The following is a 15,947-nucleotide window of genomic DNA, read 5'->3' on the forward strand; positions in this document are numbered from 1 at the left end:
AGCAGACCCGCCCAGCGACACGACCCCGCCCTCGAAGCGGATCGGCGCGGCGACCTGCCACGCGCGGCGCGGGGCCCCCCCGGCGAGCGCCGGGGTTCCAGGAAGCTCGCCCGCCGTCCCCGCCGGCGCCGTGGCATCCGTTATATTTTCCGCTTTCGCCTTGGCATCCGTTATAGTAGACATCGCACATGGCAACGGGACGCTTGGAGTGGCCGCGCTCGCGGCGTGGAGGCCGAAGATGGCCGCACGCACGCTGAAGCTCGGCGCGTTCATGCGCCCTGTCAGCATTCATACGGGTGCCTGGCGCTATCCGGGGGCCTACCCGGACGCGAACTTCAATTTTTCTCACCTCAAGCGCTTCGCGCAGCGCCTGGAGCAGGCTCGTTTCGACGCGTTCTTCATGGCCGACCACCTGGCCGTGCTGAACATGCCGCTCAACGCGCTGATGCGCAGTCACACGGTCACGTCCTTCGAGCCGTTCACGCTGCTCTCTGCGCTCGCCGGCGCCACCGAGCGCATCGGCCTGGTGGCGACCGCGTCGACCACGTTCGATCAGCCGTTTCACGTCGCCCGGCGCTTCGCGTCCCTCGATCACCTCAGCGGCGGGCGCGCCGGCTGGAACATCGTCACCACCGCGAACCCGGACGCAGCGCTGAATTTCGGCCTCACCGAGCACGTGGAGCACGACGAGCGCTACCGGCGCGCGCGCGAGTTCTATGACGTGGTCACGGGGCTCTGGGACAGCTTCGCCGACGACGCGTTCGTGCGCGACGTCGAGGCCGGGATCTACTTCGACCCGGAGCGCCTCCACGTCCTGAACCACAAAGGCAAGTATTACTCCGCGCGCGGGCCGCTGAACATCGCGCGTCCGGTCCAGGGATGGCCGGTGATCGTGCAGGCGGGCGCCTCGGAAGCAGGCCGGCAGCTCGCGGCGGAGACCGCGGAGGTCGTGTTCGCGGCGCAATCCACGCTGGAGAGCGCGCGGCGCTTCTACGCCGACGTCAAGGGCAGGCGGGAGCGCCTGGGGCGGGATCCCGACACGCTCAAGATCTTGCCCGGCGCGCTGGTCGTCGTGGGAGAGACCGTGCAGGAAGCGCAGGAGAAGCGCGCGCGGCTCGATGGCCTCGTGCACTTCGACAGCAGCATCGCGTCGCTCTCGGTCATGCTCGGCTGCGACGCCTCGCGCTTCGATCCGGACGCGCCGCTCCCGGAGATCCCCCCCACGAACGCCGGGCAGTCCGGGCGCGAGCGCGTCATCGAGCTCGCGCAGCGGGAAGGGCTCACGGTACGCCAGCTCGCGCAGCGCCTCGGCGGCTTCGGGGGGCTCGCGTTCGTCGGCACGCCCAGGACCATCGCGGACCAGATGGAAGAGTGGCTGGTCCAGAACGGCTGCGACGGCTTCAACATCATGTTCCCTTACTTGCCGGGCGGGCTCGACGACTTCGTCGATCGCGTCGTCCCCGAGCTCCAGCGACGGGGCTTGTTCCGGCGCGAGTACGAAGGGAGCACGCTGCGCGAGAACCTGGGGCTCGCGCGGCCCGCGAATCGTTTCTTTCCAGAGCGCGCCGCGCCGCGCTGAGCGCGATCGGCGCGCCCGTTCGCGTCTACGACCACCCGCCCGGACGCCGGGCACGAGGAACAGATGTCACGAACCACGGTCACGTTGAAGACTCGGGACGGGCAAACCGAAGCCTCCATCTTCCGGCCCGACGCCGGCGAAGGCCCCTGGCCCGCGGTGCTCGTGTACCAGGACGGCCGCGGCATACGCCCCGCGCTCTTCGAGCTGGGGGAGCGCATCGCGCAGGGCGGTTATCTCGTCCTGCTGCCCGATCTGTTCTATCGCGGCGGCCCTTACCAGGCGCCGGACGCCGAGACCTTCAGCCGAGATCCCGAGTTCCGGAAGCACTGGCAGCAGAAATACATGGCCACGGCCACCAAGGCGAACGTGCGCTCGGACACCGAGGCGTTCCTCGCCTTCCTGGCCGACCGACCCGACGTCAGCTCGCTGTCGATCGGCACCACGGGCTATTGCATGGGAGGCGGGCTGTCGCTGTCGGCCGCCGGCCATTTCCCTGACCGCGTGATCGCGGCGGCGTCGTACCACGGCGGCAACCTGGCGACCGACGATCCGGACAGCCCGCACCTCCTGGCGCCGCGCATCCGAGCGCGCGTCTACGTCGCGGGCGCCGTCGAGGACGCCTCGTTCCCGGACCAGCAAAAGCGGCGCCTGATCGACGCCTTCCAGCAGGCGGGCGTGCGGCACACGGTCGAGACGTACGAAGGCGCGAAGCACGGCTGGGTCCCCTCCGATTCGGCGGTGTACAACCAGGCCGCGTCCGAGCGCCACTACCAGACGTTGCTGGCGCTGTTCGACGCGACGCTCAAGTCGGCGCCTCCGAAGAGCTGAGCCGGACGGCGCCAGCGCTCATCTCCACGCCACAAGGTGGGCGGGCTCGCGGAGCTCGCCCCGCTCTCACGGCTTGCAAGCTGCGGCGCGCGCGCGCCCGCGGAGGAAGACAATGACCGATTTGCCCACTCGTCTGCTCGGACGCACCGGCGTCCGCGTCACCACGCTCGGCTTCGGCGCCATGGAGCTGCGGGGCGCCCCGCGCGGCCCGGAGCTCTCGGATCAGGAGGCCGAGCGTATCCTGAACGACGTGCTCGACGCCGGGATCAACTTCATCGACACGTCCATCGATTACGGTCGCAGCGAGGAGCGCATCGGGCGCTTCATCTCGCATCGCCGGGGCGAGTACTTCCTCGCCTCGAAGTGCGGCTGCGTCGTCGGCGGCGCCCAGGGCGAGCACGTGCACACGGCGCAGAACATCCGGCACGGCGTGGAGAACAGCCTGCGCCTGCTGAAGACGGACCACCTCGACCTTGTGCAGTTCCACCGGAGCCTCACCCGGCGAGAGTTCGAGCAGGACGGCGCGCTCGAGGAGGCGCTGAAGCTCAAGGCCGAGGGCAAGGTCCGCTTCCTCGGCGTCTCGGGCACGCTGCCCAACCTGGTGGAGCAGATCGAGATGGGCGCCTTCGACGCCTTCCAGATCCCGTACTCCGCGCTGCAGCGCGAGCACGAGGAGGTGATCGGCAAGGCGGCCCAGGCCGGCGCCGGCACCATCATCCGCGGCGGCGTGGCGCGCGGCGCGCCGACCGACTGGCAGCGCACGAACTACATGCTGCCCGGCACGACCATGCAGGACCGCTGGGAGCGGGCCAGGCTCGACGAGCTGCTCGACGGCCTGAGCCGGATCGAGTTCACCCTGCGCTTCACGCTCTCGCATCCGGGGCTGAGCACCACGATCGTCGGGACCCGGGATCCGAAGCACCTGCGCGACAACCTGCAGTTCGCGAGGAAGGGTCCCTTGCCGGCGGACGTGCTCGCCGAGGCGAAGCGGCGCCTGAGCGAGGCGGGCTCGGTGCCCGAGCCGGTGCCCGCGGCGGACGCGCGCTCGCGCGGCGCGGCGCAGGCGTCCGCGGGAGGCGCGCTCTGAGGAGCCGCGCTGGGCGGCGGCCGGCTCGAGGCAGCGGTTGCCGCCTGGCGAGCGGGGCTCGCCGAGGGCGCGGCGGCGCGGGCTAAATCGCGCCGGAGGTCCCGCCGTCCACGTTGATGCTGGTGCCGGTCACGTAGCTTGCGGCCTTGGAGGCGAGGAAGGCGATCACGTTGGCCACCTCCTCGGCCTCGCCGACGCGCCCGAGCGGCACGTTCTTCCCGAGCGCCGCGTAGTGCTCCTCGGGGCTGAGCCCGCGGCGCTCGGCGTTCCTCTGCTGCTGGCCGCTCTTGATGACGCCGACGCACACGGTGTTCACCAGGATGCCCTGCTCGGCCAGGTCCTTGGACAGGGCTTTGGTGAGCGCGATCCCCGCCGCGCGGCTGACCGAGGTCGGCAGCGACCTCGCCCCCGGCTGCTTGCCGGCGGGCGTCGTCACGTTGATGATGCGCCCGCCGCGCTGCTTCTTGAGGTGGGGAATGGCGGCGCGCGACGTGCGGATCGCCGCGTGAAGTTTGAGGTCGAGATCGGCCTGCCAGGTCTCGTCGTCGACCTCCTCGAAGTGGTGTGCCCGCCCGGTGCCCGCGTTGTTGACCAGGATATCCAGCCGTCCGAATCGGGCGACCGTCTCCGCCACGAGGCGCTCCACGTCGGCGGGGCTCGTGACGTCTGCCGCGATCGCCAGCACGTCTCCGCCCCGATCCCGGATCTCCCGCTCCGCGCGCGCGAGGACGTCTGGCCGCCGCGCCGCGATCGCCACCCGCGCCCCTTCTTCCGCGAGCCGAAGCGCGGTGGCTCTCCCGATGCCTTCGCTCCCCCCGGTGACGATGGCCACCTGTCCCTTCAAGCCGAGATCCATGGCGCTATGAAGAAACAACTTCCATGCCGCCGCGTCGCTCGCCGGATGCCGCTGGCGCTCGCGTCGGGCACCCCCTCCGGTGCCGTGCAGGCGCGGCTGTTCGGCCCGTGTTGCTCCCATGCCAACAGCCGGTGGTGATCCGCTGCTCCGGCGCGGTCACTCGCGCGCCCATCGACCGGAGCGCGAGAAGGCAACAGTCGGCTCGGGGACTAGTCGCTGGAGTTGTCGCGCGCGTTCATCAGCGTGAGGTTGCGGAACGTGCTGTTGACCGCGCAGGGGCTCTCGTTGACGGCGGTGTTCGAGATCGTGAGGTTCTGGATCGTGATGTCGGAGGAGTTCGCGAACTGGGTGCGCGCCGCGAGGCGGACGTCGCCGCCGCCCGTGACCTTCCCGGATTCGGCGGCGATATTCACGTTGTGGCAGTTCTCGAGCAGGATGGAGTTGCTGCCGGTGCCGGAGATGTCGATGCGGTCGATCGAGGCGCCCCCGCTCTCGGATACGCAGAAGATCCCGCGCCCGCCGCCGCGGGCGACGACCTCGCCGACGTGGGTGTTGGTGGGGTAGCCGTCGCCGACGGCCTCGGCTCCACGCCCGGGGTGATCCCGACCTGGGTGGGGCCGCCTTCACCCGAGAGCCAGGCGCCTCTGTCCGGGGAGTTCCCCGTGCCGCGGTGTTGTCCAGGGGGCCTCGCCCTGGCATGCTGAGCGTGGTTGTGGGGTTGGCGCTCCGGGAAGTTGGCTGCGCTGGCCGCCGGGCGGCCAATCACCCCATCAGGATGGACCCATGCCGAGCAAACCGAGCAAACCGAAGGAACAACCAGGATCCTCGCTCCCGAAGGGCATCGGGAAGCCGGCGACGCGCGCGCTCGCTCTCATGGGCGTCTCTCGCCTGGACGAGGTCACTCGATTCTCGGAGGCCCAGCTCCGTTCGCTTCATGGCGTGGGGCCGAAGGCCATCGGAGTGCTCAAAGCCGCCCTGGAGGCCCAGGGAAAGTCTCTCGCCAAGGGCGAATAGCCCCCGTCGTCCAGGCGCGGCATGACGCGGGGGCCCTGCTCCGGGGAGGCGGGCGACCTCGACCTGGGTCGGGTCGCCGGGAGCAGCTCAGTCGTCGCCGCGGACGCGGTGAAGCACGTACATCCCCGTCAGCTTTCCGAGCTCCTTCGCCGCTTGCCGCGCGCGCCCTCCGCTCGATGGATTGAACAAGCTCGCGGGCGCCGCAGTCTCGAGCAGGACCTCGTCGAGCACCGTCCCGGCCGGATCGGTGAGCTGCACCGTCGCCTTGATGACGGTGGGCCTGTTGAAGACGCCCGTGAAGATGCCGGGCTCATAGGATGTGACGTTCGCGCGGATGAAGAACGGCGCATCGCCGGCGCTCACCGCCCTGACGACGACGGCGTCCTCCGACGCGGTCTCCGCCATGAGGGCTTCGGTGAACTGCTCGTTGATCGCCGATTTGTCCTCCTGCCAGCTCTGCCGTTGCTCGGCGTCCTTGTCGGCCATCCAGTCGGCTTCGGAGATGTCGCCGACCGTGGTGCCGAGGAACGCCATCGGGACGACCGCGAAGCGCCCCTTGCCGTAGAACGGGTTCGGCACGGCTTGACGGGTGGTCTTCCAGGGGTGCCCGCAAGCGACGAGCAGGGGGGCGAGGCAGAGCATCAGGATCAAGAGCGCATGTCGACGGTGCACGGAGCGGTCTCCTTCTCGGGCGGTGGCGGCGCGCGGGCGCACTCGGGCGGTGGCGGCGCGTGGGCGCACGATGCCGCGATCCTAGCGGCAGGCGCCGCGGGCGGAGCAAGAAAGCGAGGGGGGTCGGCGACCGTGGGCGCGGGCGCCGGCCCGGGTCGGGGCGCGGGGGTCGGGGCGCGGGGCGGGAACGCGGGCCCGGGGACGGCTCACGCCTGGACGCAGACGCCGCTGGAGCAGACGCAGCACTCTCCGCATCCGCCGCTGTTCACGCAGTCGACGCAGCGGCCGGCGCCGTCGCACTGATCCTGCTGCGCGTTGCACAGGGTGCCTGCCGGCGCGGGTCCCTCTGCGCAGAGGCCGTTATCACAGGTGTATCGGTAGCATTCCGTCGAGGCGCCGCACTCGGCGTCCTGCGCGCACTGGAGCGGCACGCACTGGCCAGCGTCGTCGCATCGTCCGCCTGGGCATGGTCCGGGCAGGGGCAAGTGCACAGGTGTCGTCCCGTCGCAGGAATCCGACGTGCACGAGTTGCCGTCGTCCGCGGGCTCGTCGGCGGCGACGACGACCTGGGCGCCGCGACCGTTGCAGACGGTGCGCTGGCAGTCGCCCGTCGTCGGCGCGATCTCGGTGCCTTCCGGCAGCGGCGCCGTGCCGCACCTGCCGCTGACGCACGCTGGGATCTGGCATGGTTCGGCGGGGGCAGGGCAATCCGATGGCTCCGCGCAGCTGCCGCCGCTGGCCCCGGTGGTCGAGGCGGCGTCGCTGCTCGCGCCGCCTCCGCCTGCGGCGCCGGTCCCGCCTGAGGAGCCGGTCCCGCCGGCGCCGCCCTGGCCCCTGTCGACGAAGGTGCGTTGCTCGACGGCGCATCCTGCGAGCGCGACGACCAGGAGGAGCCGCAGGAGAGCCGGCGGCACGGCGCCGGCGCGGTGAGACGGACCCGATGCACGGGCAGGAGACGACGCCATGGGCCGCATCATAAAAGCAGAGCCGCCCGACGGCGACGGGCGACCCGACCCGGGTTCGGTGGCGGCCTGGGCCACCCGCCGGGGCCGTGCTTGCCCCAAACCCGGGTCGGCGTGCCCCCCAACCCGGGTCGCCGGCGGGGCGGCACCTCAACCTGGGTCGGGTCCGTGCCACCCCAACCCGGGTCGCCGACGGGGCGGCACCTCAACCCGGGTCGGACGGAAGCCTTGACAACAAAATTTGTCAAACTACCATGGGGCACGTGCTGGACGTTGAGGTCATCGAAGACCCTGCCGCGGCGGTCGTCGCGCTCGACCCGGTCCGGAGCCGATTGCTCTCGGAGCTCGCGCAGCCGGCCTCCGCCGCGAGCCTCGCGGAGCGGGTGGGCCTGGCGCGTCAGAAGGTCAACTACCACCTGCGCGCGCTCGAAGCGCACCAGCTGGTGCGGGCGGCCGGCGAGCGGAAATGGGGCGGGCTGACGGAGCGCCTGTTCGTGGCGACCGCGAGCGCCTATGTCGTATCTCCGAGCGCGCTCGGCCCCGCCGCCGCCGATCCACAGCGGACGATGGATCGCCTGTCCGCGAGCTACCTCATCGCGCTCGCGGCGCGCGTCGTCCGCGAGGTCGGCAGGCTGTGGCGCCTCGCGTTCAACGCCCAGAAGCGGCTGGCGACGCTCTCGATCGACACGGAGATCCGGTTCGCGTCGGCCGCAGAGCGCGCCGCCTTCACCGCCGATCTCAGCAAGGCCGTCACGGACCTCGTGGCGCGATATCACGACGCGGCCGCCCCCGGCGGGCGGGAGCACCGGTTGCTCGTGATGGCTTATCCAAAGCCGAGCGATGACCCCTAGAAAGGAGCCTTCATGCCGATAAAGAGCGACGCAGAACGACGCTGGGTCGAGCTCGAGCTCATCGTGCCCGGAACGCCGGAGCAGGTGTGGCGCGCCATCGCGACCGGCCCCGGCATCAGCGCCTGGTTCGCGCCCACCACCGCCGACGAGCGCGTCGGCGGCAAGATCGAGTTCACCTTCGGCGAAGGCGCCGCCTCGTCGGGAACGATCACGGCGTGGGAGCCCCCGTCGCGCCTCGAGTACGAGGAGCACGGCTGGAGCGAGGGCGCCCCGCCCCTCGCGACGGAGTTCGTCGTCTCCGGCCGCTCGGGCGGCGAGTGCCTCGTGCGGCTCGTGCACAGCCTGTTCACGTCCAAGGACGCCTGGGACGACGAGATCGAGGGGTTCGAGAGCGGCTGGCCCGGCTTCTTCCGGGTCCTCCGCCTGTACTTGCGTCACTTTGCCGACCAGCGCGCCGCCGCCGCGCGCGCGATGAGCGCCTACCCTGGCGCGCACGCCGAGGCCTGGAAGCAGCTCGCGACCGCGCTCGGCGTCTCCGGCCCCAACCTGGGCGAGCGACGGTCAGCGCCGGCAGGGGCCCCGCCGCTCGTCGGCACCGTCGAGCACGTCGAGCAGAGCGATCAGACCTGCGAGGTCCTGCTGCGCCTCGAGCAGCCGGCGCAGGGCGTCGCGCTGCTCGGGAGCTACCCCTGGGAAGACAAGGCGCGCATCGCTGTCAGCCTGTTCTTCTACGGCGATCGAGCGGCCGAGACCGCCGCCGAGCTCGAGCCGCGATGGCGCGCCTGGCTGGAGGCCCGCTTCCCGGCCAACGCCGCGCAGAAGGCGAACGCATAAGCCGCCCTCCGAGAGCCGCGGCTGCCCGACCCAGGTTGCGGCTACCCGACCTAGGTTGCGGCTACCCGACCTAGGTTGCGGCTGCCCGGCGTCTACCCGACCCAGGTCGGGGCGGCGCTCCGGGGCCTTCACCGCTCCGGACCGCCTCGCGCTTCGTCGGCCCCCTCCCCCATCGCCGCCCCGCGGATCCTGAAGTGGCCGAGCACGGTCCACGCGTCGAGGTGGTCGTCCTCGCTCGGCGTCGGCCCGAGGTTGTGGAGGACGAGCGGGATGCCGCGCGGGCCCTTGCGATCGCTGACGACACCGACGTGATCCGGCGTGCACGAAGGGCACGGCTTGAAGGCCCAGACGACGACATCTCCAGGCTGCCATGTGCTCACCGCGGCCGCGTCGAAGGTCCTCGGGAGCGACATGGCATGGGCCCGCAGGTAGGTGAGCATCGGCCCGACGCGGCGGTGATCGATGTTGCGATCGGGACGCTCGATCGTCCTGTAGACGGACGGGCGCGCCAGGATGTCCTCGTGAATCACCTTCTGGAGATCGATGCCCGCCGCGCGGACAGCGCGGATGACGACATCGGTGCAGACGCCGCGCTCAGGGGCCGGATCTCCGTTCGGGTAGTCGATGGCGACCCAGGCGGGGTCGTACGTGACGGCACGGGCGACCTCGAGGCGAGCGCGGGCGACGATCGGGCTCGAGGTCGCGGGGACGAGGGTGGATCCGGCGAGAGGTGCTGGCGCAGCATCGGGCGCGTGGGTCGGCGCTGGCGAGGGGGTCGTCGCCAGCGCAGGCGCAGAGGCCGGGGTGTGGAGCGCCTCGCGCGGAGCGAGCTCCCGCGAGCGACACGCCAGGAGGGGGACCACCGCGAGGACAGCCCAGGTTCGTGAGCTCATGACGCATCCTCGTCCGGAGAGGGCGATCTGTGACAGGGCAGGCCGACCCGCCCCAGGTGCAGGTGGATGGGTACCCGTCCCAGGTTGAGGCGCCCCAGGTTGAGGTTCCCCGAGGTGGCCCAGGTTGAGGTCGCCCCGGCTGGGCCAAGGCGACCCAGGTTGGCCCAACCTCGGGCGCTGGGGAAGTTGGGGAACCCGACCCACGTTGGGGTGGTCGCCATCCCCGCGGCGCGAGGTCGCGCTGGCCCATAATGTTAACGCTAACAACAACATAGACCTCGCTGCCCGAGCGGCGGCCGGGACCGCAGTGCTCTTGCGCAGGACCAGCGCGATCTCGACCACGACGCGCGACGAAGAGCGCTGGTCCCTCTCTCGATCCACCCCCAGCCGGAGATGGAGGCCGCGGAGCTCGATCTCGCGGCCATCATGCCGGACGGTAGTGAGGGAGGCGTGGATGACGCCGCCTCCGGGATGTCGTTGAGCTCGACGATGCAGATGTCCCGCGTCGCCTCGCGCCCGCTCATCGGGACGCCGCGCTCCGGAAGAGCCCCGCCAACCTTGTCCCCTCTCTCGGGCTGGCCAGTACCCGCCGACTCGTCGATTTGAATTGACGCCGCTAATGTTAACGCTAACATTCGACCCAACGATATCCTTTTTGTTTCGCCAAACAGGTTGCGTCACCCGCCGGAGCCGCCGAGGAATTCCAACGTGTTCAGCGTTCTAGAGCGGTTTTCGCCCGTCTCTGGCACATGCGTTACAGAGCGGCGTTCACCCGCACAGGAGACGGGTCCAGCTCGGCGTTTTCGGCGCGGAAGCGCACTCCGGTGCGCTGAGCACCGAAAACGTCGAGATGGGCCCGTCTCCGAAGCGGGTGAACGTCGCTCTAGCTGCTCAGCGCACGAGGCGCTGAGGCTCGTGCACCGAGCACGACGCCGGCATGCATCCGACACTCAGGAGAGCTCATGAGACGACCTCGCACCTCCTTTCTTCTGGTTGGAGCCACGCTCGCGGCGACCCTGGTCCTGAGCGGGGCCGCACACGCGCAGTCGACCATCGACATCTCGATGGCGGAGGCGCCCGCGGCGCCGCGGCTGCAGGGCCCATTCGTGTACGGCGCCGCGCCCTCGTCGCCGTTCTTGTTCGCCATCCCCGCCACCGGCCAGGCGCCGCTCGAGTTCTCTGCCTCGGGGTTGCCCGCCGGGCTCACGCTCGCGCCGTCCACGGGGATTATCTCGGGGACGACGCCGGCCGCCGGTTCCTACCCGGTCACGGTCACCGTCACGAGCTCCGCCGGCACCGCGAGCGCTACGTACACGCTGCAGTCCGGCGGCACGCTCGCCCTCACGCCTCCGATGGGCTGGAACAGCTATGACTCGTTCGGGGCGAGCGTCACCGAGCAGGACATGATCGACCAGGCCCAGGCGGTGAGGACGCATCTCCAGCCGTACGGCTGGAACACCGTGGTCATCGACTATCGCTGGTACGAGCCCGGACAGCCGATCGACGCGAACGGCCGCTATCTGCCGGCCGCGAGCAAATATCCATCGGCGACGGGCAGCAACGGCTTCAAGAGCCTCGCGGACCGCATCCACGCGATGGGCTTGAGCTTCGGCATCCACATCATGCGCGGCGTGCCGCGCAAATCGTACGACGCGAATCTCCCCATCGCGGGGTCGAGCTTCTCCACGCGCGACGCGGGCAACCCGAACGATCCCTGCCCCTGGGATGATCACATGTGGGGCGTGCGCGGCGACACGCCGGCGGGGCAGGCCTGGTACGACGCGCTCTTCCAGCAGTACGCGTCCTGGGGCGTCGATTTCGTGAAGATCGACGACATGCTCAACAACACGACGCGCAGGTATCACCAGGCCGAGGCCGACGCGATCCACAGGGCCGTGGAAAAGACGGGACGCTCGATCGTGCTGAGCTTCTCGCCGGGTCCCAACGATCCCTCGTGGCTGATCACCTCGTCCGGCCACCTGAACAGCAACGCCAACATGTGGCGCGTCGTGAACGATTTCTGGGATTTCAACGCGCTCACCGATCTTCCCGGCGTGCTCCGCGCAGCGAGCACCTGGCAGGGCGTCGGCGATCTCACCCCGGGCCACTGGCCCGACCTCGACATGCTGCCGCTCGGCTACCTCGGCCCACGCAACGAATGGCACGCGTCCGGTCAGACGACGTTCACCAAGAACGAGCAGGTCACGATCATGTCGCTGTGGACCATGCTGCCGTCGCCGCTCATGTTCGGCGGCAACCCCGCGCGGCTCGGCTCGGACGCGTGGACGCTCGCGCTGCTCACCAACGAGGAGGTGCTCGCCGTGAACCAGGACGCGCTCGGCGCGCGCGGCCACCGCACGGCGGTGAACGGCGGCGAGATCTGGGTCCGTGACCTGAGCGGCGACCGCAAGGCCGTGGCGTTCTTCAATCACGGCGACCAGGACATGACGATGTCGGTGCAGCTCTCGGAGCTTGGCGTCACGGGGACGCCGGTGATCCGCGATCTGTGGCGCCGCGCCGACGTGAGCGGCGTGAGCGACGCGCTGTCCGCCAGCGTCCCCGCCGGCGCGGCGCTCATGTACACGCTGTCGCCGCCGGGCGGGATGGGCGAGGCCTCGAGCGCGGCCTCCACGAGCAGCTCGAGCGGAGGCGGGAGCACGAGCGAAGGTGGAGGCGGCCTTGGAGGAGGTGGAGGCGCGGGAACGGCGGGCGGGGGCGCCGGCGGAAAGGGCGGCGGGGGAGAGGCCGGCGCGGCGAGCGACACCGGCGGCGAGCCGAGCGGCTGCGGCTGCGCGGTGCCCGGCCCCCCTCGCACGCCCGCGGCGCTCCTCCTGCTCCTCGCAACGACGGCGCTAGGCGCGTCTCGTCGAAGAGCAGCCAGACGCAGCGACGCGAACGCCGCCCGCCGCTGACGTGGCGTCCCGCGAGGGCCTCCACGGGGTGTTCGAGGAGACGGCGCGCGAGAAGATCCTCGAGCAGTTGCGCGTCAGTCGCCCGGAGGGCGTGGGCGCCCGCCTCGCCCGTGCTGTACAACCAAGGCTCCCCTTGCCGAGGAGCTGCCGCATGACGAATCGCCTTCAGGAGCGCCTGCTCGCGATCATGGACCGCAAGAACCACTGGGCCTGGGCGCACCTCACCGGCCCTGGCCTCACGCGCGACCAGCTCGTCGTCCACTTCCGGCACGAGTACCGGGTCTACGTGCGCGACTTCCCGGTGCTGCTCGCGCGCGTGCTCGGCCAGTCGCCGCCGGCCGCGGTGCGCAGCGCGCTGGCGGAGAACCTCTTCGAGGAGCAGACCGGCAAGCTCTCCCTGGGCGCGCCGCACCCGGAGCTCTTCCTGGAGATGATCGACGGCCTGGGCATCCCGCGCGCGGCCATCGAGGACGAGTCCATCCCGCTCGAGCCCGAGGCACGCGCCTACCGGGCGCTGCTCGACCGCGTGAGCGCGGCGCCGCCGTGGGTCGTGGGCGCGGCGGTGCTCACGATCTTCGTGGAGGGCAGCGTGCACGAGCGCGCCGAGCTCCTCGGCCAGCGCGAGGCGCCGCCGATCGACGAGGCGCTGCGCGCGCACCCGATGGTGCGTCACTACGGGTGTCCGCCCGAGCGCATGCGCCTCGTGCGGGCGCACCGGGCGGTCGAGGGCGGGCACCGGCGGGACGCGTGGGAGATGGTGCTGGGGCACGTGCCGGACGAGGGCCCGGCGGCGGACGCAGTCGCGTCGGCGGTGGCCGCCGCGCACGCGGCGTGGCTCTCGTACCGGGACGGCGTCGCGCGCGCGATGGGGCTCCGGCAGGCGTGAGCGGGCCTCTCGCGCGCGCCTTCCGGCGGGGCCGCGCGCGGCGGTAACATCGGCGTCGATGCTCGGCTTTCTCAGGAAGCGCCGGCGCGCCGCCGTCCGCCGCGCGCCCTTCCCGCCCGCGTGGCGCGCGATCCTCGACCGGAACGTGCCCAGCTTCGGCCGCCTTGCGGCCGAGGACCAAGAGGAGCTCCTCGGCCACATCCAGGTCTTCCTCGACGAGAAGCCGTTCGAGGGGTGCGGCGGCCTGGAGATCACCGACGAGATCCGGGTCACGGTGGCGGCGCAAGCGTGCCTGCTCCTCCTGCACCGCGAGACCGACTACTACCCCGAGCTCGAGGTCATCCTCGTCTACCCGAGCGCCTACGTGGCCCCCGGCCGGGAGGTGCGCGACGGGGGCGTCGTCGTCGAGAGCGACCGGGCGCGGCTCGGGGAGTCGTGGTCGCGCGGCGCGGTCGTGCTCGCGTGGGACGGCGTCCTCGCGGGCGCGGCGGACGTGAGCGACGGCCACAACCTCGTGCTCCACGAGTTCGCGCACCAGCTCGACCAGGAGGAAGGCCCCGCCGACGGCGCGCCCGAGCTGCCCGAGCGCTCGATGTACGCCGCGTGGGCGCGCATCCTCGGCCGCGAGTACGAGCGCCTCGTCCGCGACGAGGCGAGCCTCAAGCGCACGGTCATCGATCCTTACGGCGCCACGAATCCGGCCGAGTTCTTCGCCGTCGTCACCGAGGCCTTCTTCGAGAAGCCGCGGCAGCTCAGGGCGAAGCACCCGGAGCTCTACGATCAGCTGAAGGCGTTCTATCGCCAGGACCCGGCCGGCCGGTAGCGGCGCCGCGGGCCGCCGTCCTCGCCGCCATCGCCGCCCCGCGCGCGCCGATCGCCCGTGCGCGGCCGGTCATGGTATCTCCTGCTCCCTCGATGGCCCGAAAGCGCAAAGCCAGGTCCCGCAAGGGCAGCGCGTCCTCCGCGCCCCGCCCGGCGTCCTCCGCGTCGCCTGCCCCCGCGGCGCCGCCCGCGCGGCGCGTGCGCTCCTTCCGCCTCCGCCTCGACATCACCGCCCTCGAGCTCGCCTCCGGCCACGACGGCCTCCTCCGCGGCGCGCCCGAGCCCGTCCTCCTCGTCGCCGCCTACCTGCTCGTCCCCCCCGACCCGGGCGCCCCGCCGCCCGCGCCGGGCGCGCCGGCCGGCCTCACGCCCCCTCGCCCCCTCGGCCGCACCCTCGTGCGTTTCAGCGCGCCCCAGGGCCGCTTCCCCGCGGTGCTCACCCTCCGCGGTCCCCTCTCGTTCAAGGCCCGCGCTCGCGCCCGCGACGACGACCGCATCCTCCTCCTCGTCCTCGCCGTCGAGGAGGACACCGGCAAGGAGGTCGAGCGGCTCTATGCCCACCTCGCGGACGCGAAGCACCTCCGCCTCTGGGACCTCGACGCGCCCGTCCCCTCGCCGTCGACCCTGGCCGAGCTCATCGCCGCCCCGTACCTGCAAGGGCACGCGGCGCCCGCGCGCGTCGGCGTGCTCGACGACGGCGGCGATCTCCGCGACACCTGCCGCGGCGACGACTTCGTCGGCGCCAGCGCGGCCCTCGTCTCGACCGCGCGCCACGAGGACGCGCTCCGCTTCCACGTCGTCTCCGCGGACGGCCGCAACGACTGGACCGCCGTGACCAGCGTCAGCGTCGACTGAGGCCCTGGGCGCCGGGCGCGCGTCGAGGTCACGCCGCGCGGCCCGCGGCGCCGGGGAGCTCCGCCCCCCGCGGCTTCATCAGGCGCGTCATGATCTTCACGACGAGCTCGCGGCTGAAGAAGCGGATGAGAAACACGCTCAGGCTGTTCGCGGCGCCGTGGACGACCGAGGCGCGACCGGCCACGAAGGCCGAGAGGCCGAGGCGCACCACGTCCTCGGGCCGCGCCCGCTTCTCGGCCCCCGGGATGTCGCCCGAGCGCTGGAAGAACGGCGTGTCCGTCGCGCCGGGGCACAGGGCGAGGACGCGCACGCCGCGCGGGCGGTACTCGGCCCAGAGCGCCTCGCTGAAGGAGAGGACGAACGCCTTCGTCGCCGCGTAGATCGCGAAGTACGGGGAAGGCACGAAGGCCCCCGTCGACGCCACCTGGATCACGCCCCCCTGGCGCCGCTCGATCATGGGCATGAACAGGTGCGTGAGCTCGACGAGCGCGCCGACGTTGAGATCGATCTGCTCGCGGTGCGTCGCCAGGGGCAGGCCGCCGAAGGCGCCGAAGACGCCGAAGGCCGCGTTGTTGACGAGGACATCGACGTCGAGCCCCTTCTCCGCGACGGCATCGAAGACGCGCCGCGCGGCCCCCGGGGCGGCGAGATCCACGGCGACGACATGCGCTCTGCCGAGCTCGGAGGCCAGCGCGGCGAGCTTTGCTTCGCTGCGAGCGACGAGGACCAGGGTCGCCCCGCGCCGCGACAGCTCGCGGGCGAACGCCTCGCCGATGCCCATCGAGGCGCCCGTGACGAGCACCGTCTTTCCCCTGAAATCGAATGCATTCATGCCGGGAAGATGGCCTCCGCCGCGCTTGTCGACAATGGGCATCGGTGGTAATCCGATTTCCACG

17 protein-coding genes are annotated in these 15,947 nt (G+C 71.5%); 11 read left to right on the plus strand and 6 right to left on the minus strand.

The window, feature by feature from the left end:
- The first annotated feature begins 238 nt into the window (after window positions 1-238).
- From WMF33_RS38015 to WMF33_RS38025, 3 genes are all read left to right on the plus strand, one after another.
- Window positions 239-1,579: an LLM class flavin-dependent oxidoreductase gene (locus WMF33_RS38015; RefSeq protein ID WP_437339559.1), complete on the plus strand. Its 1,341-nt coding sequence runs from the start codon at window positions 239-241 to the stop codon at window positions 1,577-1,579.
- Between the two features lie 63 nt (window positions 1,580-1,642).
- The gene (locus WMF33_RS38020; protein ID WP_437333181.1) at window positions 1,643-2,407 is read left to right on the plus strand and encodes a dienelactone hydrolase family protein; all 765 of its coding nucleotides are present in this window, start codon (window positions 1,643-1,645) and stop codon (window positions 2,405-2,407) included.
- Between the two features lie 112 nt (window positions 2,408-2,519).
- Window positions 2,520-3,494: an aldo/keto reductase gene (locus tag WMF33_RS38025; protein WP_437333182.1), complete on the plus strand. Its 975-nt coding sequence runs from the start codon at window positions 2,520-2,522 to the stop codon at window positions 3,492-3,494.
- A gap of 82 nt (window positions 3,495-3,576) precedes the next feature.
- Here the strand turns inward: WMF33_RS38025 and WMF33_RS38030 are convergent, their stop codons facing one another.
- Window positions 3,577-4,350, minus strand: coding sequence for an SDR family NAD(P)-dependent oxidoreductase (locus WMF33_RS38030; protein ID WP_437333183.1), 774 nt, complete (start codon window positions 4,348-4,350; stop codon window positions 3,577-3,579).
- Between the two features lie 209 nt (window positions 4,351-4,559).
- Window positions 4,560-4,763, minus strand: coding sequence for a hypothetical protein (locus WMF33_RS38035; protein ID WP_437333184.1), 204 nt, complete (start codon window positions 4,761-4,763; stop codon window positions 4,560-4,562).
- 22 nt (window positions 4,764-4,785) lie between these two features.
- Here WMF33_RS38035 and WMF33_RS38040 point away from each other — a divergent pair, with 22 nt between their 5' ends.
- Both WMF33_RS38040 and WMF33_RS38045 read left to right on the plus strand, forming a co-directional pair.
- A complete protein-coding gene (locus WMF33_RS38040; RefSeq protein ID WP_437333185.1) occupies window positions 4,786-4,914 on the plus strand; it encodes a hypothetical protein in 129 nt (42 codons plus the stop codon).
- A 219-nt stretch (window positions 4,915-5,133) separates the two neighbouring features.
- Window positions 5,134-5,364 (plus strand): DNA-binding protein, encoded by a 231-nt coding sequence (locus tag WMF33_RS38045; protein ID WP_437333186.1) that lies wholly within the window; start codon window positions 5,134-5,136, stop codon window positions 5,362-5,364.
- An 87-nt stretch (window positions 5,365-5,451) separates the two neighbouring features.
- Here the strand turns inward: WMF33_RS38045 and WMF33_RS38050 are convergent, their stop codons facing one another.
- Together WMF33_RS38050 and WMF33_RS38055 are read right to left on the minus strand one after the other, a co-directional pair.
- A complete protein-coding gene (locus WMF33_RS38050) occupies window positions 5,452-6,036 on the minus strand; it encodes a hypothetical protein (protein ID WP_437333187.1) in 585 nt (194 codons plus the stop codon).
- Between the two features lie 206 nt (window positions 6,037-6,242).
- Complete coding sequence (locus WMF33_RS38055) at window positions 6,243-6,950, minus strand: hypothetical protein (protein ID WP_437333188.1); 708 nt, start codon at window positions 6,948-6,950, stop codon at window positions 6,243-6,245.
- A gap of 311 nt (window positions 6,951-7,261) precedes the next feature.
- On the opposite strand from WMF33_RS38055, the gene WMF33_RS38060 reads away from it, so the two are divergent.
- Both WMF33_RS38060 and WMF33_RS38065 read left to right on the plus strand, forming a co-directional pair.
- Window positions 7,262-7,849 (plus strand): ArsR/SmtB family transcription factor, encoded by a 588-nt coding sequence (locus tag WMF33_RS38060; RefSeq protein WP_437333189.1) that lies wholly within the window; start codon window positions 7,262-7,264, stop codon window positions 7,847-7,849.
- Between the two features lie 12 nt (window positions 7,850-7,861).
- Window positions 7,862-8,683, plus strand: a complete 822-nt coding sequence (locus tag WMF33_RS38065) for an SRPBCC family protein (RefSeq protein WP_437333190.1) — start codon at window positions 7,862-7,864, stop codon at window positions 8,681-8,683.
- 128 nt (window positions 8,684-8,811) lie between these two features.
- On the opposite strand, the gene WMF33_RS38070 is transcribed toward WMF33_RS38065, so the two are convergent.
- The gene (locus WMF33_RS38070; RefSeq protein ID WP_437333191.1) at window positions 8,812-9,576 is read right to left on the minus strand and encodes a DUF1287 domain-containing protein; all 765 of its coding nucleotides are present in this window, start codon (window positions 9,574-9,576) and stop codon (window positions 8,812-8,814) included.
- Window positions 9,577-10,538: 962 nt separating this feature from the next.
- Here WMF33_RS38070 and WMF33_RS38075 point away from each other — a divergent pair.
- The 4 genes from WMF33_RS38075 (at window position 10,539) to WMF33_RS38090 (ending at window position 15,051) form a co-directional block, all read left to right on the plus strand.
- Window positions 10,539-12,488, plus strand: a complete 1,950-nt coding sequence (locus WMF33_RS38075; RefSeq protein ID WP_437333192.1) for a putative Ig domain-containing protein — start codon at window positions 10,539-10,541, stop codon at window positions 12,486-12,488.
- 151 nt (window positions 12,489-12,639) lie between these two features.
- On the plus strand, window positions 12,640-13,374 hold the full coding sequence (locus WMF33_RS38080; protein WP_437333193.1) for an iron-containing redox enzyme family protein: 735 nt from the start codon (window positions 12,640-12,642) through the stop codon (window positions 13,372-13,374).
- A gap of 58 nt (window positions 13,375-13,432) precedes the next feature.
- Window positions 13,433-14,197, plus strand: a complete 765-nt coding sequence (locus WMF33_RS38085) for a zinc-dependent peptidase (protein ID WP_437333194.1) — start codon at window positions 13,433-13,435, stop codon at window positions 14,195-14,197.
- Between the two features lie 92 nt (window positions 14,198-14,289).
- Window positions 14,290-15,051: a hypothetical protein gene (locus WMF33_RS38090; RefSeq protein WP_437333195.1), complete on the plus strand. Its 762-nt coding sequence runs from the start codon at window positions 14,290-14,292 to the stop codon at window positions 15,049-15,051.
- A 28-nt stretch (window positions 15,052-15,079) separates the two neighbouring features.
- On the opposite strand, the gene WMF33_RS38095 is transcribed toward WMF33_RS38090, so the two are convergent.
- A complete protein-coding gene (locus tag WMF33_RS38095; protein ID WP_437333196.1) occupies window positions 15,080-15,925 on the minus strand; it encodes an SDR family NAD(P)-dependent oxidoreductase in 846 nt (281 codons plus the stop codon).
- Window positions 15,926-15,947 lie beyond the last annotated feature (22 nt).

This window comes from Sorangium sp. So ce394 (assembly GCF_051474665.1).
GTDB lineage: Bacteria > Myxococcota_A > Polyangia > Polyangiales > Polyangiaceae > Sorangium > Sorangium cellulosum_D.

What these genes read in the sequence shown, in the direction of transcription:
- WMF33_RS38015 (WP_437339559.1), top strand. Translation starts at nt 239, where the DNA reads ATGGCCGCACGCACGCTGAAGCTCGGCGCGTTCATGCGCCCTGTCAGC.
- WMF33_RS38085 (WP_437333194.1), top strand. Translation starts at nt 13,433, where the DNA reads ATGCTCGGCTTTCTCAGGAAGCGCCGGCGCGCCGCCGTCCGCCGCGCG.
- WMF33_RS38070 (WP_437333191.1), bottom strand. Translation starts at nt 9,576, where the DNA reads ATGAGCTCACGAACCTGGGCTGTCCTCGCGGTGGTCCCCCTCCTGGCG.
- WMF33_RS38090 (WP_437333195.1), top strand. Translation starts at nt 14,290, where the DNA reads ATGGCCCGAAAGCGCAAAGCCAGGTCCCGCAAGGGCAGCGCGTCCTCC.
- WMF33_RS38080 (WP_437333193.1), top strand. Translation starts at nt 12,640, where the DNA reads ATGACGAATCGCCTTCAGGAGCGCCTGCTCGCGATCATGGACCGCAAG.
- WMF33_RS38095 (WP_437333196.1), bottom strand. Translation starts at nt 15,925, where the DNA reads ATGCCCATTGTCGACAAGCGCGGCGGAGGCCATCTTCCCGGCATGAAT.
- WMF33_RS38020 (WP_437333181.1), top strand. Translation starts at nt 1,643, where the DNA reads ATGTCACGAACCACGGTCACGTTGAAGACTCGGGACGGGCAAACCGAA.
- WMF33_RS38065 (WP_437333190.1), top strand. Translation starts at nt 7,862, where the DNA reads ATGCCGATAAAGAGCGACGCAGAACGACGCTGGGTCGAGCTCGAGCTC.
- WMF33_RS38075 (WP_437333192.1), top strand. Translation starts at nt 10,539, where the DNA reads ATGAGACGACCTCGCACCTCCTTTCTTCTGGTTGGAGCCACGCTCGCG.
- WMF33_RS38040 (WP_437333185.1), top strand. Translation starts at nt 4,786, where the DNA reads ATGGAGTTGCTGCCGGTGCCGGAGATGTCGATGCGGTCGATCGAGGCG.
- WMF33_RS38030 (WP_437333183.1), bottom strand. Translation starts at nt 4,350, where the DNA reads ATGGATCTCGGCTTGAAGGGACAGGTGGCCATCGTCACCGGGGGGAGC.
- WMF33_RS38025 (WP_437333182.1), top strand. Translation starts at nt 2,520, where the DNA reads ATGACCGATTTGCCCACTCGTCTGCTCGGACGCACCGGCGTCCGCGTC.
- WMF33_RS38045 (WP_437333186.1), top strand. Translation starts at nt 5,134, where the DNA reads ATGCCGAGCAAACCGAGCAAACCGAAGGAACAACCAGGATCCTCGCTC.